This is a genomic window from uncultured Sphingomonas sp. (assembly GCF_913774285.1).
GTDB lineage: Bacteria > Pseudomonadota > Alphaproteobacteria > Sphingomonadales > Sphingomonadaceae > Sphingomonas.
This window is the reverse complement of record NZ_CAJYHX010000026.1, coordinates 135,572-153,244: the sequence shown is the minus strand read 5'-3', so window position 1 is coordinate 153,244 and position 17,673 is coordinate 135,572. Positions and strand designations below refer to the sequence as shown.

At 67.8% G+C, this 17,673-nt stretch carries 20 protein-coding genes and 1 tRNA gene; 9 read left to right on the top strand and 12 right to left on the bottom strand.

Features of this window, described 5'->3' with window-relative positions:
• Window positions 1–135: 135 nt before the first annotated feature.
• From trpS to secB, 3 genes are all read right to left on the bottom strand, one after another.
• The gene (trpS, locus tag QZ670_RS13690) at window positions 136–1,125 is read right to left on the bottom strand and encodes a tryptophan--tRNA ligase (protein WP_294256368.1); all 990 of its coding nucleotides are present in this window, start codon (window positions 1,123–1,125) and stop codon (window positions 136–138) included.
• Between the two features lie 105 nt (window positions 1,126–1,230).
• The gene (murJ, locus tag QZ670_RS13685) at window positions 1,231–2,799 is read right to left on the bottom strand and encodes a murein biosynthesis integral membrane protein MurJ (RefSeq protein WP_294256367.1); all 1,569 of its coding nucleotides are present in this window, start codon (window positions 2,797–2,799) and stop codon (window positions 1,231–1,233) included.
• A 78-nt stretch (window positions 2,800–2,877) separates the two neighbouring features.
• The gene (gene secB / locus QZ670_RS13680; protein ID WP_121075744.1) at window positions 2,878–3,381 is read right to left on the bottom strand and encodes a protein-export chaperone SecB; all 504 of its coding nucleotides are present in this window, start codon (window positions 3,379–3,381) and stop codon (window positions 2,878–2,880) included.
• A gap of 161 nt (window positions 3,382–3,542) precedes the next feature.
• Here secB and QZ670_RS13675 point away from each other — a divergent pair, with 161 nt between their 5' ends.
• From QZ670_RS13675 to QZ670_RS13660, 4 genes are all read left to right on the top strand, one after another.
• Window positions 3,543–4,187 carry a Tim44/TimA family putative adaptor protein gene (locus QZ670_RS13675; RefSeq protein WP_294256366.1) on the top strand — a complete coding sequence of 215 codons (645 nt, stop codon included), beginning with the start codon at window positions 3,543–3,545 and terminating at the stop codon, window positions 4,185–4,187.
• Window positions 4,188–4,195: 8 nt separating this feature from the next.
• Window positions 4,196–5,548, top strand: a complete 1,353-nt coding sequence (locus tag QZ670_RS13670) for a murein transglycosylase A (RefSeq protein WP_294256365.1) — start codon at window positions 4,196–4,198, stop codon at window positions 5,546–5,548.
• The gene (locus QZ670_RS13665) at window positions 5,545–6,150 is read left to right on the top strand and encodes a Smr/MutS family protein (protein ID WP_294256364.1); all 606 of its coding nucleotides are present in this window, start codon (window positions 5,545–5,547) and stop codon (window positions 6,148–6,150) included. Before QZ670_RS13670 ends, QZ670_RS13665 begins: the two co-directional genes overlap by 4 nt.
• Before the next feature lie 197 nt (window positions 6,151–6,347).
• Complete coding sequence (locus QZ670_RS13660; RefSeq protein WP_294256449.1) at window positions 6,348–7,913, top strand: EAL domain-containing protein; 1,566 nt, start codon at window positions 6,348–6,350, stop codon at window positions 7,911–7,913.
• A gap of 4 nt (window positions 7,914–7,917) precedes the next feature.
• Here the strand turns inward: QZ670_RS13660 and dapE are convergent, their stop codons facing one another.
• On the bottom strand, window positions 7,918–9,060 hold the full coding sequence (gene dapE / locus QZ670_RS13655; protein ID WP_294256363.1) for a succinyl-diaminopimelate desuccinylase: 1,143 nt from the start codon (window positions 9,058–9,060) through the stop codon (window positions 7,918–7,920).
• On the opposite strand from dapE, the gene QZ670_RS13650 reads away from it, so the two are divergent.
• On the top strand, window positions 9,060–9,521 hold the full coding sequence (locus tag QZ670_RS13650; protein ID WP_294256362.1) for a cupin domain-containing protein: 462 nt from the start codon (window positions 9,060–9,062) through the stop codon (window positions 9,519–9,521). The genes dapE and QZ670_RS13650 overlap by 1 nt on opposite strands.
• A 130-nt stretch (window positions 9,522–9,651) precedes the next feature.
• On the opposite strand, the gene QZ670_RS13645 is transcribed toward QZ670_RS13650, so the two are convergent.
• The 7 genes from QZ670_RS13645 to rpmH all read right to left on the bottom strand — a co-directional run bounded on the left by QZ670_RS13645 (window position 9,652) and on the right by rpmH (window position 14,000).
• Window positions 9,652–10,314 (bottom strand): glutathione S-transferase family protein, encoded by a 663-nt coding sequence (locus QZ670_RS13645; protein WP_294256361.1) that lies wholly within the window; start codon window positions 10,312–10,314, stop codon window positions 9,652–9,654.
• Between the two features lie 42 nt (window positions 10,315–10,356).
• Entirely contained in the window at window positions 10,357–10,683 is a 327-nt protein-coding gene (locus tag QZ670_RS13640; protein WP_294256360.1) for a gamma-glutamylcyclotransferase family protein, read from the bottom strand.
• A gap of 8 nt (window positions 10,684–10,691) precedes the next feature.
• Window positions 10,692–11,327, bottom strand: a complete 636-nt coding sequence (gene yihA / locus QZ670_RS13635; RefSeq protein WP_168844740.1) for a ribosome biogenesis GTP-binding protein YihA/YsxC — start codon at window positions 11,325–11,327, stop codon at window positions 10,692–10,694.
• 214 nt (window positions 11,328–11,541) lie between these two features.
• Complete coding sequence (gene yidC, locus QZ670_RS13630) at window positions 11,542–13,260, bottom strand: membrane protein insertase YidC (RefSeq protein WP_294256359.1); 1,719 nt, start codon at window positions 13,258–13,260, stop codon at window positions 11,542–11,544.
• A gap of 22 nt (window positions 13,261–13,282) precedes the next feature.
• Entirely contained in the window at window positions 13,283–13,495 is a 213-nt protein-coding gene (yidD, locus tag QZ670_RS13625; protein WP_066722546.1) for a membrane protein insertion efficiency factor YidD, read from the bottom strand.
• A complete protein-coding gene (gene rnpA, locus QZ670_RS13620; protein ID WP_294256351.1) occupies window positions 13,492–13,851 on the bottom strand; it encodes a ribonuclease P protein component in 360 nt (119 codons plus the stop codon). The genes yidD and rnpA overlap by 4 nt, the downstream gene beginning before the upstream one ends.
• A gap of 14 nt (window positions 13,852–13,865) precedes the next feature.
• The gene (gene rpmH, locus QZ670_RS13615) at window positions 13,866–14,000 is read right to left on the bottom strand and encodes a 50S ribosomal protein L34 (RefSeq protein WP_010545931.1); all 135 of its coding nucleotides are present in this window, start codon (window positions 13,998–14,000) and stop codon (window positions 13,866–13,868) included.
• 238 nt (window positions 14,001–14,238) lie between these two features.
• Here rpmH and QZ670_RS13610 point away from each other — a divergent pair, with 238 nt between their 5' ends.
• Both QZ670_RS13610 and QZ670_RS13605 read left to right on the top strand, forming a co-directional pair.
• The gene (locus QZ670_RS13610) at window positions 14,239–15,747 is read left to right on the top strand and encodes a YifB family Mg chelatase-like AAA ATPase (RefSeq protein WP_294256349.1); all 1,509 of its coding nucleotides are present in this window, start codon (window positions 14,239–14,241) and stop codon (window positions 15,745–15,747) included.
• Between the two features lie 7 nt (window positions 15,748–15,754).
• Complete coding sequence (locus QZ670_RS13605; protein ID WP_294256347.1) at window positions 15,755–15,883, top strand: hypothetical protein; 129 nt, start codon at window positions 15,755–15,757, stop codon at window positions 15,881–15,883.
• A 121-nt stretch (window positions 15,884–16,004) separates the two neighbouring features.
• On the opposite strand, the gene QZ670_RS13600 is transcribed toward QZ670_RS13605, so the two are convergent.
• A complete protein-coding gene (locus tag QZ670_RS13600; protein WP_294256344.1) occupies window positions 16,005–16,373 on the bottom strand; it encodes a hypothetical protein in 369 nt (122 codons plus the stop codon).
• A 159-nt stretch (window positions 16,374–16,532) separates the two neighbouring features.
• Between QZ670_RS13600 and QZ670_RS13595 the strand changes: the two genes are divergently transcribed.
• A complete protein-coding gene (locus QZ670_RS13595; RefSeq protein WP_294256341.1) occupies window positions 16,533–17,372 on the top strand; it encodes a formate/nitrite transporter family protein in 840 nt (279 codons plus the stop codon).
• Window positions 17,373–17,422: 50 nt separating this feature from the next.
• Window positions 17,423–17,507 (top strand) — tRNA-Leu (locus QZ670_RS13590).
• Window positions 17,508–17,673 lie beyond the last annotated feature (166 nt).

Genomic DNA, 17,673 nt, shown 5'->3' with positions numbered 1-17,673 from the left:
GCGGGAAGCAGAGCACGCGTTCAAAGAAGCGCGCTCAGCCCGCCTCCCTTCCTTTCCACGGATCGCCCGCTACCCTCACGCACCCTCCCCTAGCCCCTCCCGCAAGCGGGAGGGGGATTTTAGAAGGGAAGGAGGTTACACCTGCAGCCCGACCGCCTGCTGCGCCGCCTTGAGCGTCGGCGCCGCCAGCGCGCTCGCTCGGCTCGCACCCTTGGCGAGCTTGGCACCCACCTCGGCGCGATCATCCAGCAACGCGGTCAGCCGCTCGCGGATCGGGCCGAGTACCGAGATCGTCAGGTCCGCCAGCGCCGGCTTGAACGCGCCGAAGCCCTGGCCGGCATATTCTGCCACCACCGATTGCGGATCGCGGTCCGCCAGCGCCGCGAAGATGGTCACCAGGTTGCGTGCTTCCGGCCGTTCCGCCAGCGCATCGAACGAATCCGGCAGCGGCTCGGGATCGGTCTTGGCCTTGCGGCACTTGGCGGCGATCGTGTCGTTGTCGTCGATCAGGTTGATGCGGCTGAGGTCCGACGGGTCCGACTTGGACATCTTCGCATTGCCGTCGCGCAGGCTCATGATCCGCGGCGCGGCCTTGCTGATCAGCGGCTCGGGCAGCGGGAACAGCTCGACGCCGAAGTCCTGGTTGAACTTGGTGGCGATGTCGCGGGTGAGTTCCAGATGCTGCTTCTGGTCCTCGCCCACGGGCACATGCGACGCCTGGTAGACGAGGATGTCGGCGGCCTGGAGCACCGGGTACGTGAACAGCCCGACGCTGGCGCCGTCGCGGTTCTTGCCGGCCTTGTCCTTCCACTGGGTCATGCGGTTCAGCCAGCCCATCCGCGCGGTGCCCTGGAGGATCCAGCAGAGTTCGGCATGGGCAGGAACGCGCGCCTGGTTGAACAGGATCGAGCGATCGTCGATGCCCGCGGCGAACAGCGTGGCTGCCATCTCGATCGTCGAGTTGGCGAGCTCGGCGGGCGTGATGCTGCCGGTGAGGGCGTGGAGGTCGGCGAGGAAGAACAGGCATTCGCCCTGATCCTGCATCGCGACCCACTGCTTGATGGCGCCCAGATAATTGCCGAGGTGAAGGTTGCCGGTGGTCTGGATGCCCGAGACGACGCGCATTGATATTCACTCCGCACCCGGTTGACCGTTCGGCCGTTGGACCGGCCGCGGGTCCATGGCGGCGGGGGTGCTTGCGGCCGCGCGAATTGCCAGGACGCGGGCGCTCTACCGCGCGGCGCGGCGGCGGACCAGCGCCTTGATGTCCGAAAGGAGGAAGGCGCGGGTGGCGAAGCAGGCGGCGACATAGATCGCGCAGCCCGCGCCGACGAGGAGGGTGAGGCCGATGTAGCGCTCCCAAATTCGGCCGTTGAGCCACGGGTCGAGCAGTCCGGCGCCCGCCCACAGCGCCACGCCCATCAGGATCGCGGCGAGCGCAAGACGCGGCACCCGGCGCGCGAGCTGCGCGTCGATCGTGAAATGGCCGCGCTTGCGCAGCGCGAGGTACAGCATCGTCACGTTGACGGTGGAGGAGAGGGCGGTGGCGAGCGGCGGGCCGAGATGGGCGATCAGTGGGATCAGCGCGAGATTGGCCGCGATGTTTACCGCTACCGAAATCATCGCAAAGCGTACCGGCGTCCGGGTGTCCTGCCGGGCATAGAAGCCGGGGGTCAGCACCTTGACGAGGATGTAGGAGGGCAGGCCGATCGAGAAGCCCGCTAGTGCCCAGGCGCACTTCACCGTGTCTTCGGGGGTGAAATGGCCGTACTGGAACAGCCCGCGCACGATCGGCTCGGCCGAGACGATCAGCGCGACCATCGCGGGCAGGGTAAGGAACAGCGCCAGTTCCATGCCCCGGTTCTGCGTCTCCATCGCCTCGGCCTCCTTGCCGGCGCTTAGCAGGCGCGAGATGGTGGGGAGCAGGATGGTGCCGAGGCCGATGCCGATCATCCCCAGTGGCAGCTGGTTCAGCCGATCGGCATAATAGATGTACGAGATCGAACCCTCGCCGAGCAGCTTGCCCGAAAGCGAGGTGGAAATGACGAGGTTCAGCTGCACCGCGCCCGCGCCTACCGCGGCAGGCAGGATCAGTTTCATCAGTCGCCGCACGTCATTGTCGAGGCGGGGCAGGCGGGGGCGGAGGGAAACGCCCGAGGCACGGCATGCCAGCGCCAGCCAGCCCAGCTGGAGCAGGCCCCCTACCGGCACCGTGATGGCCTGGACGCGCGCGGTTTCCTCCGGCGTGCCGTGGAAGAAGAACAGGCCTGTCACCATCGCGATGTTGAGCAGGATCGGTGCCGCGGCGTTGACCCAGAACTTGTCGAGCGAATTGAGGATGCCGCCCAGCAGCGAGGCGAGGCAGATCAGCATCAGATAGGGAATGGTGATCCGCGACAGCTGCACCGCGAAGGCGAACTGTTCTGGTGTCGGATGCTGCTTCTCGAACCCCCAGGAAAGGGCAAAGGTGAGCGGCCAGGCGGCGGCGAGGGCTACCAGCGTCAGCACGAGCAGGACGGCGAAGAGGACGGAAAGCGTGCGCTCGGCGAAGTCATAGGCCGCGCCGCGCTCGCCGTTCACGCCCAGCTTCTGGTTGAACATCGGGATGAAGGCCGATGCAAACGCGCCCTCGGCGAAGAAGGCGCGGAACATGTTGGGCAGGCGGAAGGCGACGAGAAAGGCGTCCGACGCGAAATTGGCGCCGACATAGCGCGCCTGGAGCGAATCGCGGACCAGCGCGAGGACACGACTGGCGAGCGTGAGACCGCCCACCGAACCCAGGCTGCGCACAAGCTTCATCGAGATTTCGCCGTCCTAGAAAGAAAAGGGGGCGCCACCGACGTGCGGCGCGCCCCCGAATTCAGGCTGCAGCCCGGATCAGGCGTGGCCGGCTTCTTCGAAGCCGATCGCGCCTTCCTGCTGGGCGCGCTGCTGCATGTAGATGCCGGCGAAGTCGATCGGCTCCAGCATCAGCGGCGGGAAGCCGCCGTCGCGGACCTGGTCGGCCAGTACGCGGCGCGCGAACGGGAACAGGATGCGCGGCGCTTCGCCGAGCAGGAACGGATCGAGCGCTTCCTGCGGGATGTTGCGGAGCGCGAACAGGCCCGCATAGGTGAGGTCGACGATGAACGCGACCTGCTCGCCGGCCTGGGCGCGGACTTCAATCTTGAGCGCGACCTCGTACACGTCCTCGCCGACCTTGTTCGAGCCGATGTTGAACTGCACGTCGATCGCCGGGGGCGTCTGCTGCTGGTAGATCGCCGGTGCGTTCGGATTCTCGAACGACAGGTCCTTCACATATTGCGAGAGCACGCCCGCCTGGGGCGCATCGTCCGCGCCGCCTTCAACGCCCATGCCGGCGTAGGTGTCGTTCTCGGCCATCCAACTTTCCTCTTTATGCAGGAGAATTTCGCGCCCTTGGCGCGTTACGGGGCAAGCGACTAGCAGGCGTGTGCCGGTGGTGCAATCGCACGGCCCATCGTACGGTTTGAATCCCGGGGCACGAAGGCCTATGTACTAGAGACGGAGGCTTTGGAGGGCCAGTGTTCTACGTCATTCTGTTCGCGATGGTGGCCGGTTTCCTGGCGCTTCGGCTGTATGCGGTACTCGGCAAGCGTACCGGGCATGAGCAGCCGCTGCCCAAGCCTGCCGAGGAGCGCATTGCCGCGCCGCCCGTGACGCGGACGATCGAGGCGCTGCCCGAGGTCCGCGACTCGGCGAATCGCACGATCGACTCGGGTGCGGAGACGGGCCTGCGCGCCGTCGTCTCGGCCGATCCGAGCTTCGACGTCGCCAAGTTCCTCGAAGGCGCCAAGTCCGCCTATCGCATGGTGCTCGAGGCCTTCTGGAAGGGCGACGAGGAAACGCTGCGCTTCCTCGTCGACGACGAGGTGCGCGCCGCGTTCGAGCAGGCGATCACCGACCGCAAGGCGACGGGCGAAGTGCTCGACAACCGCCTCGTGTCGATCGAGCGCGCGACGATTTCCGAAGCGGGCGTGGAGAACAAGGTGGCGCGCGTCACCGTGCGCTTCGATGCCGATATCGTCGCGGTGACCCGCGATGCCGAGGGCAATGTCATCGCCGGCTCGCTGAGCGACGCGGTGACCACGCACGACGTCTGGACCTTCGCCCGCAAGCTGCGCAGCGACGATCCGAACTGGAAGCTGGTCGAGACCGACGAAGCCTGAGGGGCGGTATGCGTATCATCGGGGGATTGGCGCTTGCGGGGCTGCTCGGCGCGTGTTCGAGCAGCATCGTTCCCCCGGAAGCGGGCACGCGGCCGGCGCCGACGCGCCCGGCGCCCGCACGGCCTGAACCCGCGCCCGAGCGTCCGCGCCCGGGTGCCGCGCTGCCCGAGACGCCTGCAAATCTTCCCGCCCGCCAGCCGACCGCCGCGACTCCGCTGCCCGCGATGCCGGCCGCACCCGTCGCCACCGGCGCGACCACCGCGGCGATGGCAGGGCTGGTCGCCGGTCCGGCGATCGAGACGCTGCCGATCACGTCCGACAATGCCAAGCGCGCGCTCGCCGCGTTCAAGCTCAGCTGTCCGGGGCTGCTGCGGCGTACCGACGCGTCCGGCCTCACCACCGGCGCCGACTGGACCAATGCCTGTGCCGCCGCGGCAAGCTGGTCGGGCGATGCCGCGCTCTTCTTCGCGCAGTGGTTCGAGACGGTGCAGGTCGGCAACGGCGCCGCCTTCGCCACCGGCTATTACGAGCCCGAGATCGCCGGCGTCCGCACGCGCCGCTCGGGCTATGACGTGCCGGTCTACGGCGTGCCCGACAATCTGATCGAGGTCGATCTCGGGCTCTTCTCCGATGCGCTGAAGGGCAAGAAGATCCGCGGCCGGGTCGATGGCCGCCAGTTCGTCCCCTATTACGATCGCACCCAGATCGAGCAGGGCGCGCTGGAGGGGCACGCCCCCGTGGTCGCCTGGGCGGCCGATCCGATCGAGATGTTCTTCCTGCAGGTGCAGGGCTCGGGCCGGCTCAAGGGGCCGGGCGGGGAGGTGCTGCGCATCGGCTATGCCGGGCAGAACGGCCGCGACTATACCGGCATCGGCAAGCTGATGAAGGATCGCGGGCTGCTCGGCCCCGGCCAGACCTCGATGCAGGGCATCGTCGCCTATTTGCGCGCGCACCCTGAAGAAGGCCGCGCGATCATGCGCGAGAACAAGAGCTTCGTGTTCTTCAAGGAACTGGACGGCGCGGGGCCGCTGGGCGCGATGGGCTATCCCGTCGCCGGCTGGACCAGCGTGGCGGCGGACCCGAAGTTCGTGCCCCTGGGCGCACCGTTGTTCCTGTCGATGGACCGCACCGATGCGAGCGGGCTGTGGGTGGCGCAGGATACCGGCGGCGCGATCAAGGGCGCCAACCGCGTCGATACCTTCTGGGGCGCAGGGGACGATGCGCGCGCAATCGCCGGCGGCATGGCCGCGCGCGGCACCGCCTGGCTGCTGCTACCCAAGGGCACGCTTGCCCGGCTGAGCGCGATCCAGCCGACCATGCCCCAGCCGACGACTCCTCAGCCCACGATCCCTCAGCCATGAGCGGGCGCGGGCGCCGCGATCTGGCGCCCGAGGAAGCGGCGCTGTGGCAGAAGGTGATTGCGAGCGTGACGCCGCTCCACGTCCGCGCTGCGCCCAAGCGGCTGCCGCCGGAGCCGGCGGCTGAGCCCGCGCCCAAGCGGGCTGCTCCGCCGGCCCGCATGGCGCTCGACGTACCGGTCGGCAAGCTGGTGCCTACTCGGCCCGCCCGCCCCGCGATCACGCTCTCCACGCCGATGCCCGACTCGCACGAGCGCCGCACGCTGGATGCGAGCTGGGACCGCAGGCTGTCGCGCGGTCTTGTGGCGCCGGAAAGTTCGATAGACCTCCACGGGCATAACCTCCACGCCGCCTATGATCGACTCGACGCCGGGCTCGCCCAGGCAATCGCGCATGGCGACCGCGTGTTGTTGCTGGTCACCGGCAAGCCGCCGCGGCCCGAGTCGGAGCGGCCGCACGCGCGCGGCGCAATCCGCGCGGCGGTCGGCGACTGGTTGGCGGCCTCGCGGCATTCCGACAAAATTGCCGCAGTACGTCAGGCGCATCCTCGGCATGGTGGTGCCGGGGCGCTGTACATTGTGTTGCGACGGCCCCGGTCTTCGTAGAACACCGGAGTTTCTTAACTAATGCATGCGAAGTCTACCGCTGCGCCATCTACTATCGGCGCCGCTGGGGATCTTTGGAGCGTCGATCGACAATGCGCTGGGGGGAGCGAGGCATCGGAAGGGGAGTTGCGAGCGCCGCTGCGCTTGCGGCCTGCCTGCTCGTCGGCGCGGCATGGGCGGCGGGCGCGACCTTGAACGTGTTGGGCGTCGCCGTCGCGCTGGCGGTGCCGCTGACGGTGCTCTCCGTCCTCGCCGTGCTGATCCTGCTCCAACCGCGCCGCAACGCCGCGCTCGCTGCCGCGGTGGATCGCCTGCACAGCGCAGCGCTGGGTGATCTCGAAAGTCCGCTGCCGACCGCGCTGGCAAAAGGCGCCCCGCGCCTCGCCGAGTCGATGGATGAGCTGTTTCTCAAGCTTCGCGGCAATCTGGAGAGCGTGCACCGGCTGGCGATGTTCGACACGGTGACCGGGCTTGCCAACCGCCCGCATTTCCGCCGCAGTGCCGAGCGGATGCTCGAAGACGCGCACGAAGAGGCCCGCGCGGTGCTGTTCTTCATCGATCTCGATCGGTTCAAGGCTGTCAACGACACGCTCGGCCATGCGGTGGGCGATGTGCTGCTCGGCATGGTCGCCCACCGGCTGCGTGCGGTGGGCGACCAGTGCGCCGCGTTCAACCATGGCGAAACGCCGCTGATCGGCCGCCTCGCCGGCGACGAGTTCACGCTGTTCTTCGCCGACCTGCCCGATCCGCATGCCCGCCAGCGGGTGGGCGAGAAGGTGCTCGAGGCGCTGTGCGAACCGTTCGATCTCGCCGGCCAGCAGGTCTGCATCGGGGCGTCGGTCGGGCTGGCGCTCTATCCCGATCACGGCGTGACGCTGCACGAGCTGATGGGGGCCGCCGACGCCGCGATGTACCAGGCCAAGACCCAGGGCCGCGGCCGGGTCGAGACGTTCAGCGACGGCCTCGCCGCGCAGATGATCGCGCGTGCGCGGCTGGAGACCGAGCTTCGCGCCGCGATCGAGCATGACGAATTCGCGCTGGTCTTCCAGCCGCAGGTTTCGGCGAGCACGGGCGCGATCGTCGGCGCCGAGGCGCTGCTGCGCTGGCAGCATCCCGACGGCACCAAGTTGCCGGGTTCGTTCCTGCAGCGCGCCGAGGAGACGGGGCTGATCGTCGAGATCGGCGATTGGGTGGTGGCGACGGTGGCGAACACCATCGCGCGCTGGGCCCGGCTCGGCATCGAGCAGCGGCTGGCGGTAAACGTCAGCCAGCGCCAGATCGACCATGCCAGCTTCTTCCGCCACCTCCGCGCGGCGATGCTCGCGGCACAGGCGCCCGCCCGGCTGCTCGAGCTGGAGATCAGCGAGACGCTGGCGATGCACTGCTCGGAGGACGTGCTGCGCGCGATCGCGACGCTGCGTTCGGCGGGCGCCACGATCGCGGTGGACGATTTCGGCACCGGCTATTCGAACCTTGCGCGCCTTCGGCGGCTGCCGATCGACCGGGTGAAGCTCGATCGCAGCCTGATAGAGCACGTCGCGACCAACCCGGAGGCACGCGCCGTCGCCCAGGCGGTGATCGGCCTCGTCCACGGCATCGGTTGCGAGGCCGTGGCCGAGGGAATCGAGAGCGAGGCCCAGTCCGCGGTGCTGCGCGTGATCGGCTGCGATGTGCTGCAGGGCTATGCGATCGGCGCGCCGATGGGCGAGGCAGACTTCCTTGCCTGGGTACAGGACATGGCGCCGCGCCGCGTAAGCGCCTGACGCGCTACACCCGGCGCAAGATCTCCGCATATACGTCCGTCAGCGCGCGCAGATCGGCGAGCGCTACGGCCTCGTCCAGCTTGTGCATCGTCGCGTTGAGCAGGCCGAATTCCACCACCGGGCAGACGCGCGACAGGAAGCGGGCGTCCGAAGTGCCGCCGGTGGTCGACAGCTCCGCATCCACCCCCAGCACGTCGCGGATCGCGCCGCTGACCAACTCTGACAGCGGGCCGGGTTCGGTGAGGAACGCCTCGCCATAGACACGGCCATGCACCTCGGCATTCGGGGCGTGGCGCGCGACCACCTCCCGGATGCGCTCGATCAGATCGGGCCCGCGCTGCTGGTCGTTGAAGCGGATGCTGATCCGCGCGGCGGCACGGCCCGGGATGACGTTGGTCGCCTTGTTGCCGACGCCCAAGTCGATCACCTCGATGTTCGACGGCTGGAACCAGGCATTGCCCTTGTCCAGCACGATCGCGTCGATCTCGGCCAGCGCGCGGACGAGGCGAGGGACCGGATTGTCGGCGAGGTGCGGGTAGGCGACATGGCCCTGACGGCCGATCACGGCGATGTCGATCACCGTCGATCCGCGCCGGCCGATCTTGATCGTGTCGCCCAGCCGGTGCGCCGAGGTTGGCTCGCCGACGACGCAGCAATCGGGGACGAGCCCGCGCTCGGTCATGCGTTCGATCAGCTTGGGCGTGCCGTAGGTGGCGGGGCCTTCCTCGTCGCCGGTGATGATCAGGCTGGTGGTGCCGCGTGCGGGCACCTGGGCAGCCGCCGCGACGAAGGCGGCAATCGCGCCCTTCATGTCGACCGCGCCGCGGCCGTAAAGCAGCTCGCCGCGGATTTCGGGGGCGAAGGCGCCACTGGTCCAACCCTCCCCGGGGGGCACGACGTCGAGATGGCCGGCAAAGGCGAAGTGCGGGCCGCCATGCCCACGCACCGCGAGCAGGTTCTCGACCGGGCCGTCGGGCGCCTCGCCTTCGACGAAGCGCTCGACGCGGAAACCCAGGGGCAAGAGCGCCTGCTCCAGCACGTCGAACACGCTACCGCGCGCGGGCGTGACGCTTTCGGCGCCGATCAGGGCCTTGGTGAGTTCGACGACGTCCGGCACACTACCTCCCACATACAAGGGAGGCGACATTGCCCAAGCTGGATCTGGATACAATCCCGCAGACCAACGCCACCGGCTATCCACCACCGTTCGACGCGCCGGTGGCGGGGCGCTGGTATCGCCGGCTGGCGCCGCCGAGCGGGCTGACCGCGATGGGGGTGAGCCATGTCGTGCTCAAGCCCGGCGCCTGGTCGTCGCAGCGCCACTGGCACGACCAGGAGGACGAGTTCGTCGTGATGCTGGCGGGCGTGGCGGTGCTGGTGGAGGAGGGCGGCGAGACGCTGCTGGTTGCGGGCGACTGCGCGGCGTTTCCGGCCGGGGTGGCGGACGGGCATCATCTGCAGAACCGGTCCGAGTCGGATGCCGTGTTCCTCGCGATCGGCGCGGGGCCCCGAGGGACCGGAGAATATCCCGACATCGACATGGTGTTCACGCCGGAGGGCTATTTCCGCAAGGACGGGACGCGGTACGACACCGAGCGGTTGAAGTAGGGCCAGATCTAAGCCCCTCCCCTTCAGGGGAGGGATTGGGGTGGGGCTGTATCTCACCGAGACCAACCGATGTTCTGGAATCCCTCCACCCCAACCCCTCCTCCAAGGAGGAGGGGCTTAGATGGTTATGTCACACCACCGGCAGCTCGTACTTCTCGATCACCCACTCCTCTTCCTGCGCCCCGGCAATCCAATCCTGCATAAAGGGATGCTGGAGCACCGCGAGCATGTAGCTCTGGGCGAAGCGGGGGACGGGAAGCGAATAGGTGACGATCCGAGTCACCACCGGTGCGAACATGATGTCGGCCGCGCCGAACGCGCCGAACAGGAAGGGCTCCTCGCTGCCATAGCGGGCGCGGGCCTGCGCCCAAAGCTCCATGATCCGCTCGAGATCGGCTGCCACGTCCGCATCTACCGGCGCGGCCGGATAGACTTGGCGCACGTTCATGCTGTGCTTGCTGCGCAGCGCGGTGAAGCTGGAATGCATTTCCGCCGCCATCGACCGCGCCATCGCGCGGGCGGCCGGGTCCTCCGGCCAAAACAGCGTGTTACCCGTCTTGTCGTTGAGATATTCGACGATCGCCAGGCTGTCCCACACCACCGCGTCGCCATCCCACAGGATCGGCACCTTGCCCGAGGAGGGGGCGAATTCGGCGCCCTGGCGGCGCTTGTCCCAATCCTGGTCGTACATCGGCACGACCGTCTCCTCGAACGGGAGACCGGAGAGCTTGCAGGCGAGCCAGCCGCGGAGCGACCAGGACGAATAGGCCTTGTTGCCGATGATGAGCTTCATGGGCATCGGGGATAGCGGGCGCGGACCGGCCCGGCAACCGGGTCAGGCTTTCACATACACCCAGGCGCTGGTGCCCGAGGCGAGGGGCACCTGCACCCGGACATAGTTCTCGCTCTCGTAGATGTCGGCGGCGTCCAGTTCGTCCGCGGTCAACTGGAAGACCCTGCCCGCGATCGGCGGTCCCTCGCCGGGGACAAGTGCCAAGTGCGTCTCGATACCGCTGGCGTCGAGCACGGCAGGATCGCGGATCTGGATCTCGGTGACCACATAGCCGTGCAGCACGTCGTCGGTGCCGTCGAGCAGCCGGCCGAACTGACTCAGCTGCACCTGGTCGAGCTGGAGCGTGCCGTAGGAGAAGAGTGCCTCCACGCCCGCGCTCAGCCGATCGCTTCGAGCACCGCGGCGCGTAGTTCGGGCAGGCCCATGCCCTTGTCGCTGGACGTCGCCAGGATCTCGGGATGGGCGGCGGCGCGCTTGCGGGCCTCGTCCACCGTCCGGGCGGTGACCTCGGCCAATTCGCTCGCCTTGATCTTGTCGGTCTTAGTGAGGACGAGACGGTAGCTGACGGCGGCGTCGTCGAGCATCTCGAGGATCTCGCGGTCGACATCCTTGATGCCGTGGCGCGAATCGATCAGCACCAGCGCGCGCTTCAGCTCCTGCCGGCCGCGCAGATAGTCGTTCACCAGGTAGCGCCACTTGCGGACCATGTCCTTGGGCGCCTTGGCGAAGCCGTAGCCGGGCATGTCGACCAGGCGGAAACGCAGCGGCTCGCCGACGTCGAAGAAGTTCAGTTCCTGCGTGCGGCCCGGGGTGACCGAGGTGCGGGCAAGGCTGTTGCGGTTGGTCAGCGCGTTGATCAGCGACGACTTGCCGACGTTCGAGCGGCCGGCGAACGCCACCTCGGGCACCGTCGGCGCGGGCAGATGCTCCAGCGCGGGCGCGGACTTGAGGAAGGCGATGGGGCCGGCGAACAGCTTGCGCGCGGCTTCGATCTGGTCGGGGTCGAAGGACATCAGATACTCAGCTGCCCCGGCGAGCGGGGCCCTTTCAGCAAATCGCAGGCGGCGGTGCCCGCGTTCCCCTCCCGCAGGCGGGAGGGGCTAGGGGAGGGGCTGCAACCGCGCAGCGCTGCCTCCACGTCAGTCCCTCCCCCGACCCCTCCCGCAAGCGGGAGGGGAGCGAAAGCGCCGGCCTCATGCTTGGAGGAGGGAAGGGGAGGAACCATCATCACTTGGCCTTGGCCGCTTTCGGCTTCTCAACGGGTACCTTCATCTCCGGATGCCGCGAATACAGCCACTGCTGCTGGAGCACGGTCAGCACGTTCGAGGTGATCCAGTAGAGCTGCAGGCCGACGGCGAAGGGCGCCATCAGGAACATCAGCATCCACGGCATGATCGCGAACATCTGCTTCTGCATCTCGTCCATCGGCGCCGGGTTCATCCGCATCTGGAAGAACATCGACACGCCGAGCAGCACCGGTACCACGCCGATGGCGAGGAAGCTGGGGAGGGTGAAGTGGAGATAGCCGAACAGGTTGAGGATCGTCGCCGGATCGGGCGCGGACAGATCCTTGATCCACAGCACGAACGGCTGGTGACGCATTTCGATCGTGAGCAGCAGCACCTTGTACAGCGCGAACATGATCGGGATCTGCAGCAGCATCGGCGCGCAGCCGGCGAGCGGATTGACCTTCTCCGCCTTGTACAGCTGCATGATCTCCTGCTGCTGGCGCTGCTTGTCGTCCTTGTAGCGCTCCTGGATCGCCTTCATCTTGGGCTGCACCTGGCGCATCTTCGCCATCGAGGCGAACTGCTTCTGCGCGATCGGGAACAGCAGGCCGCGGATGGTGATCGTCAGCAGGATGATCGCCACGCCGAAATTGCCGACCAGCTTGAACAGCCAGCTGAGGTAGGTGAAGATCGGGCGCTCGATGATCTCGAACCAGCCCCAGTCGATCGCGCGCTCGAAGCGGGCGATGTTATACTGCTTCTGATAGGCGTCGAGCAGCTTCACTTCCTTCGCACCGGCGAAGAAGTGGCTGGTGTAGGTCGCTTCCTTGCCCGGGCGGATCGCGATCGGCTGGGCGAGCGCCACGTCCGCCTGGTACTGCTGCGCCGCGGTGCCGCGCTGCTGGATGGTCACCCCGCCGCGCTGGTCGGGGATCGCCGCCGTCAGCCAGTAATGGTCGCTGAAGCCGACCCAGCCGCCGTTCGAGGCAAACTGCTGGGGCGCGCTCTCGATGTCCTTCCAGTTGACGTAATGGGCGCCGTCCTGCGTCGCGGCGACCGGGCCGACATGCGCGGCCCACTGGCTGGTATCGGTCGAGCGCTGACCGCGCGAGATCAGCGTGTACGGGGTCACGGCCACCGGTGCCCCGCCGCGGTTGGCGACGGTCTGGCGGACCGTGAACATGTAGTTCGAGTCGACGCCGAGCTCGACCGTGAAGGTCTGGCCGGCGCTGTTGGTGGTGGTGAGCTTCACCGGGGTGGCAGGCGTCAGCGTCGCGCCGTCGGCCTTCCACACGGTGTTGCCGTCGGGCGCGCCTGCGCCCTGCCAGCCGAACTGCGCGAAATAGCTGCCCTCGGCACCGCTCGGCGAGAGCAGGCGGATCGGCGGCGAATTCTTGGCGACGGTCTGGTCGTACTGGCGCAGGACGAGATCGTCGATGCGCAGGCCCTTGAGGTTGATCGAGCCCTTCAGTGCCGGGGTATCGATGGCGACGCGCGGCGTGTCCGCCAGGACCGCGTCGCGGCTGCGAATCGTCTTCGGCGCGTTGGTTGCCGGATCGACGCCCGAATTGGGCACAGGCTGCAGCTTGCCGTCGACCATCTTCGCGGGCGCGGCCGGCTGCTGCGGGAAAAACCAGTGGCTGATCATCGGCCAGCCGAGCAGCACGAGCGCCGCGAACGCCGCGAAGAGGATGAAATTCTTCTGTTCTTCTTTCACCGATAATCCCCGGAAGGAAAACTCAAGGAACGGGATCTGGGCCGTGCCCGCCCCATGGATGGCAGCGCGCGATGCGCCGGAGCGCAAGCCAGCCGCCTTTCACCGCCCCATAGCGGCGAAGCGCCTCGATTGCATAGGCCGAACAGGAAGGCTGGTAGCGGCAGGTGGGCGGCAGGATCAGCGACGGCCCCAGCTGCCAGGCGCGCGCGAGCAGCATCAGCGCCCGCGCGATCATGATTCGACCTTGGGGTCGCCCTTGGGGCGCACGCGCCGAAGCGCCTTGGCGAGTTCCGCCTTCAGATCGGCATAGGGGCGTTCGATTCCGCCATTCCGGCCGATCAGCACATGGTCCGCGCCGGCTATCCCTGCCTCGGGCAGGATTTCGCGCGCGAGCATGCGAAAGCGCCGCTTCATCCGATTCCGGATAACGGCGTTGCCAACTTTCTTGGATACGGTAATGCCGATCCGCATCGACGGATCGGCATCGTTCCGTTCGCGCACCAGCAGAACGAAACCGGGCATCGGTGCCCGCTTTCCCCCGTTGGCGGCGAGATAGTCCTTGCGCTGCGTGAGCCGGTCGAGGCTCAGCAAGGGCGTGTCGGTGCTTACGCCGACAGCTTCTTGCGGCCGCGGGCGCGGCGGGCGCGGATCACATTGCGACCGCCCGGGGTCGCCATCCGTGCACGGAAGCCGTGCCGGCGCGCACGCACCAGGTTGCTCGGCTGAAAGGTCCGCTTCATCGCTCATCCTCGAGTATCTAGAACGTAAAAGGGCCGCCACAGGGGCGGCCGCGTGTCGAGCGCCATTACGGGCAAGCGGCGCCAGAGTCAACGCAGGATGCGGAAATTGGCCGGGTTCGGAGCACATCGCCCCACAGATGGGAGAGGTGTGGTGCCTGTGCAATACGCTCGCCGCTGATTGTACCGCTTCCGTAGCGAGCAAAAGCCGCTATGCTCCCATATCGGGGAGGGGGCTCTCTTGGTCGCCAGCGTCTCGACGGTAGCCTATCTGGGGTTGGAAGCGCGCGCGGTGGAGGTGCAATGCAACCTCGTCGCCGGGCTGCCCAAGTTCGTCGTCGTCGGCCTGCCCGACAAGGCGGTGGCGGAAAGCCGCGAGCGCGTCCGCGCCACGATGGCCGCGATCGGGCTGGCGCTGCCGCCCAAGCATATCGTGCTCAACCTCTCGCCTGCCGACCTGCCCAAGGAAGGATCGCATTTCGATCTCCCCATCGCGCTGGCGCTGCTGGCGGCGATGGGGGTGGTCGATGCCGAGACGATCGCGGGCTATGTCGTGGTCGGCGAACTGGCGCTCGACGGGCGGATCGCGCCGTCGCCGGGCGTGCTGCTCGCGGCGATGCACGCGGCCGAGGCGGGCAAGGGGCTGGTCTGCCCCGCCGCGCAGGGCCCCGAGGCGAGCTGGGCGGGGCAGGTGGAGGTGCTCGCCGCGCCCGACCTGATCAGCCTGCTCAACCACTTCAAGGGCAACCAGCTGCTCCCGGGGCCGGTGCCGGGCGAGGTCGACCCGCCGGGGCAGGGGCCGGACCTCGCGCAGGTGAAGGGGCAGGAGACCGCCAAGCGCGCGCTGGAGATCGCGGCGGCTGGGGGGCATAATTTGCTGTTCGTAGGGCCGCCGGGGGCGGGCAAGTCGCTGATGGCGGCGTGCCTGCCGGGCATCCTGCCGCCGCTGGAGGCCGCCGAGGCGCTGGAAGTGTCGATGGTCGCCTCGGTCGCGGGCACGCTGCAGGGCGGGCGGCTGACGCGGACCCGGCCGTTCCGCGCGCCGCATCACTCGGCCTCGATGGCGGCGCTGACCGGGGGCGGGCTCAAGGTGAAGCCGGGCGAGGTGAGCCTCGCGCACCTCGGCGTGCTCTTCCTCGACGAGCTGCCCGAGTTCCAGCGCGCGGTGCTCGATTCGCTCCGCCAGCCGCTGGAAGCCGGGGTGGTGAGCGTCGCGCGGGCCAATGCGCATGTCACCTTTCCGGCGCGGGTACAGCTGATCGCGGCGATGAACCCGTGCCGCTGCGGGCATCTGGGCGACCCCGCGCTGGCCTGCGCCCGCGCGCCGCGCTGCGCGGCGGACTATCAGGCCAAGGTTTCAGGTCCCTTGCTCGATCGCATCGACCTGCATGTCGAGGTCCAGCCGGTCACCGCCGCAGATCTCGTCCTACCGCCCCCCGCCGAAGGATCGGCGGAAGTGGCGGCGCGGGTAGCGGCGGCGCGGCGGGTCCAGACGGCGCGCTATGCAGGAACGTCGGTGCGGACCAATGCCGAGGCCGATGGCGAGCCGCTGATGGCGGTCGCCACGCCCGACGATGCCGGACGCAAGCTGCTCGCCCAGGCGGCCGAAGCGATGCGGCTGTCGGCGCGGGGCTATACAAGGGTGCTGCGCGTGGCCCGGACGATCGCCGATCTCGCGGGGGCCGAGGGGGTAGGGCGCATCCATGTGGCGGAGGCGCTCAGCTACCGCCGCCAGGCGCCGCGGAGTTAAGCGGGCGATGCTGATCGAGGCGATCCTGGAATATCTCGGCGCCATCGGCGGACCCGATCGCGGGACATGGAAGCTGTGGCTGGGGATTGTCCTGGCGGGCGCTATCGCCTGCGCGCTGCTTGCATATTGCAGGTAGCGGCGCGGCTTGCGGTTTGCTGCAGATGTTGAAAACGCCGCTGCGTCCGCCCGACGCTGAAGCTTCGTTCAAGCCGCTACCTCGTTGGCGTCATGGCGGAAGCGATGCGGTCAGTCCCTGGTCAACGCAAATTTCCCGTACCTTCGTTCGCCTTCGCTGCAGACCTGATCTCCGCTAGCGTAAGGATGCCATCGGAATTCTTGTCGAAGCCTCGGAAAGCCGGCGCGAGCATCTTTTCACGCATCATCGCCCGATTGTCGGGCGTGATCTTTTTCTGCGCAGCGGGGTTCCCAGCGATCGCCGCGTCGATCCGCTTGTCCATGCCCGCTACGAACTCCTCAAGGGATAGTCCACCGTCTCCATTCTGGTCGGCCTCGGCGAAGAACGCAGCATCCAGTTGCATGTCCACCTTTAGCTCATGCTGGCGGTCGCTTGGCGTGGTTGTCGTCGGGGCGACTTGTGTTGCGAGCAGCAGAACGATGGTTAGCATGTGCAATTCTCCCCGAGGCAGCGGCTGAGCGGCGAATGTCCCAGTGAAAGTCGCAGAGCTTCGCGATGACGACATGAATGTTTGCTGACACGCGTCTAGGGCCTCGCCGCTTGGTGTCGATCTGCGGCAACCTCCCAGAGACATCTACGTTCAGCATCGGTGCAACAGCCCCGAAACGAAGCGCCCGACGGCGAAGAGCCCGATCTCCCTCCCGATGAGGAAGAGGATGTCCAGGAACGCGAGGCAGCGTCCTCGCGCGTCATCCACGAAGTCATTCGCCGCCAGGGCGACGAGGAACTCGACCGGCCGGCGAGTTCGCTGTTCTTCTCCGGCGTGGTCGCCGGCGTGGCGATGGCGGCATCGGTGCTCGGGCGAGGACTGATCGAGAGCCATCTGCCCGATACGGCGTGGCGGCTGCCGGTGTCGAGCATCGGCTACTGCCTGGGCTTCGTGATTGTCGTGCTCGGGCGGCTGCAGCTGTTCACCGAAAGCACGCTCTCCGCGGTGATCCCCGTCGCGGCGAGCCCTAGCTTACGCAATTTCGCGCGGCTGGGGCGGCTCTGGGGCCTGGTACTGGCGGCCAATCTCGCCGGCACGCTGCTGATCGCCTGGCTCGCGACCGAAGGCTGGGTAGGCACGCAGGCGAGCACCAAGGCGATGCTCGACACCTCGCGCAGCCTGCTCGAGCTGTCCGGCTGGGATGCGGTGCGCGCGGCGGTGCCCGCGGGCTTCCTGATGGCCGGGATCGCCTGGTCGCTGCCGGGCGCGCGGCGACAGGAATTCTTCGTGCTGGTGTTCTGCACCTATTTCATCTCGCTCGGCGAGTTCGCCCATGTGGTGGCCGGCGCGGTGGAGGCGTGGATGCTGTGGCTGGCGGGCGAGGCGAGCCTCGGCTGGGTGCTGGGCGGCTTCCTGGCGCCGGCGCTGCTCGGCAACATCCTCGGCGGATCGGTGCTGTTCGCATTGCTGGCGCATGCGCAGGTGCGCGAAGAGACGTGAAGCGGGTTGCAGCGCGGCGAAGCTTCGTCTAGCCGTGCGCATCCTTCGCTGCCCCTGTGGCGAAATTGGTAGACGCATTCGACTCAAAATCGAACGCCGAAAGGCATGCTGGTTCGAGTCCGGCCAGGGGCACCAGTGCATAGCGGGCATTGTGGAAATCCAGGGGAAACTGCGACACAATCGCTGTCGGTAGTCCTCGGATTATCATTTCGTACTGCTAGGGCCCATGGTGCGTGGGCCACGAATCGGTGGACAACGGGTCTCGCAGGAGTCGTTGCCCTCCATGCTAGCCGTCATCGAA

Bases quoted from the DNA above. Each gene is read 5' to 3' on its own strand.
- trpS (WP_294256368.1), bottom strand. From the start codon at position 1,125: ATGCGCGTCGTCTCGGGCATCCAGACCACCGGCAACCTTCACCTCGGC.
- murJ (WP_294256367.1), bottom strand. From the start codon at position 2,799: ATGAAGCTTGTGCGCAGCCTGGGTTCGGTGGGCGGTCTCACGCTCGCC.
- secB (WP_121075744.1), bottom strand. From the start codon at position 3,381: ATGGCCGAGAACGACACCTACGCCGGCATGGGCGTTGAAGGCGGCGCG.
- QZ670_RS13670 (WP_294256365.1), top strand. From the start codon at position 4,196: ATGCGTATCATCGGGGGATTGGCGCTTGCGGGGCTGCTCGGCGCGTGT.
- QZ670_RS13665 (WP_294256364.1), top strand. From the start codon at position 5,545: ATGAGCGGGCGCGGGCGCCGCGATCTGGCGCCCGAGGAAGCGGCGCTG.
- dapE (WP_294256363.1), bottom strand. From the start codon at position 9,060: ATGTCGCCTCCCTTGTATGTGGGAGGTAGTGTGCCGGACGTCGTCGAA.
- QZ670_RS13645 (WP_294256361.1), bottom strand. From the start codon at position 10,314: ATGAAGCTCATCATCGGCAACAAGGCCTATTCGTCCTGGTCGCTCCGC.
- yihA (WP_168844740.1), bottom strand. From the start codon at position 11,327: ATGTCCTTCGACCCCGACCAGATCGAAGCCGCGCGCAAGCTGTTCGCC.
- yidD (WP_066722546.1), bottom strand. From the start codon at position 13,495: ATGATCGCGCGGGCGCTGATGCTGCTCGCGCGCGCCTGGCAGCTGGGG.
- rpmH (WP_010545931.1), bottom strand. From the start codon at position 14,000: ATGAAGCGGACCTTTCAGCCGAGCAACCTGGTGCGTGCGCGCCGGCAC.
- QZ670_RS13605 (WP_294256347.1), top strand. From the start codon at position 15,755: ATGCTGATCGAGGCGATCCTGGAATATCTCGGCGCCATCGGCGGACCC.
- QZ670_RS13600 (WP_294256344.1), bottom strand. From the start codon at position 16,373: ATGCTAACCATCGTTCTGCTGCTCGCAACACAAGTCGCCCCGACGACA.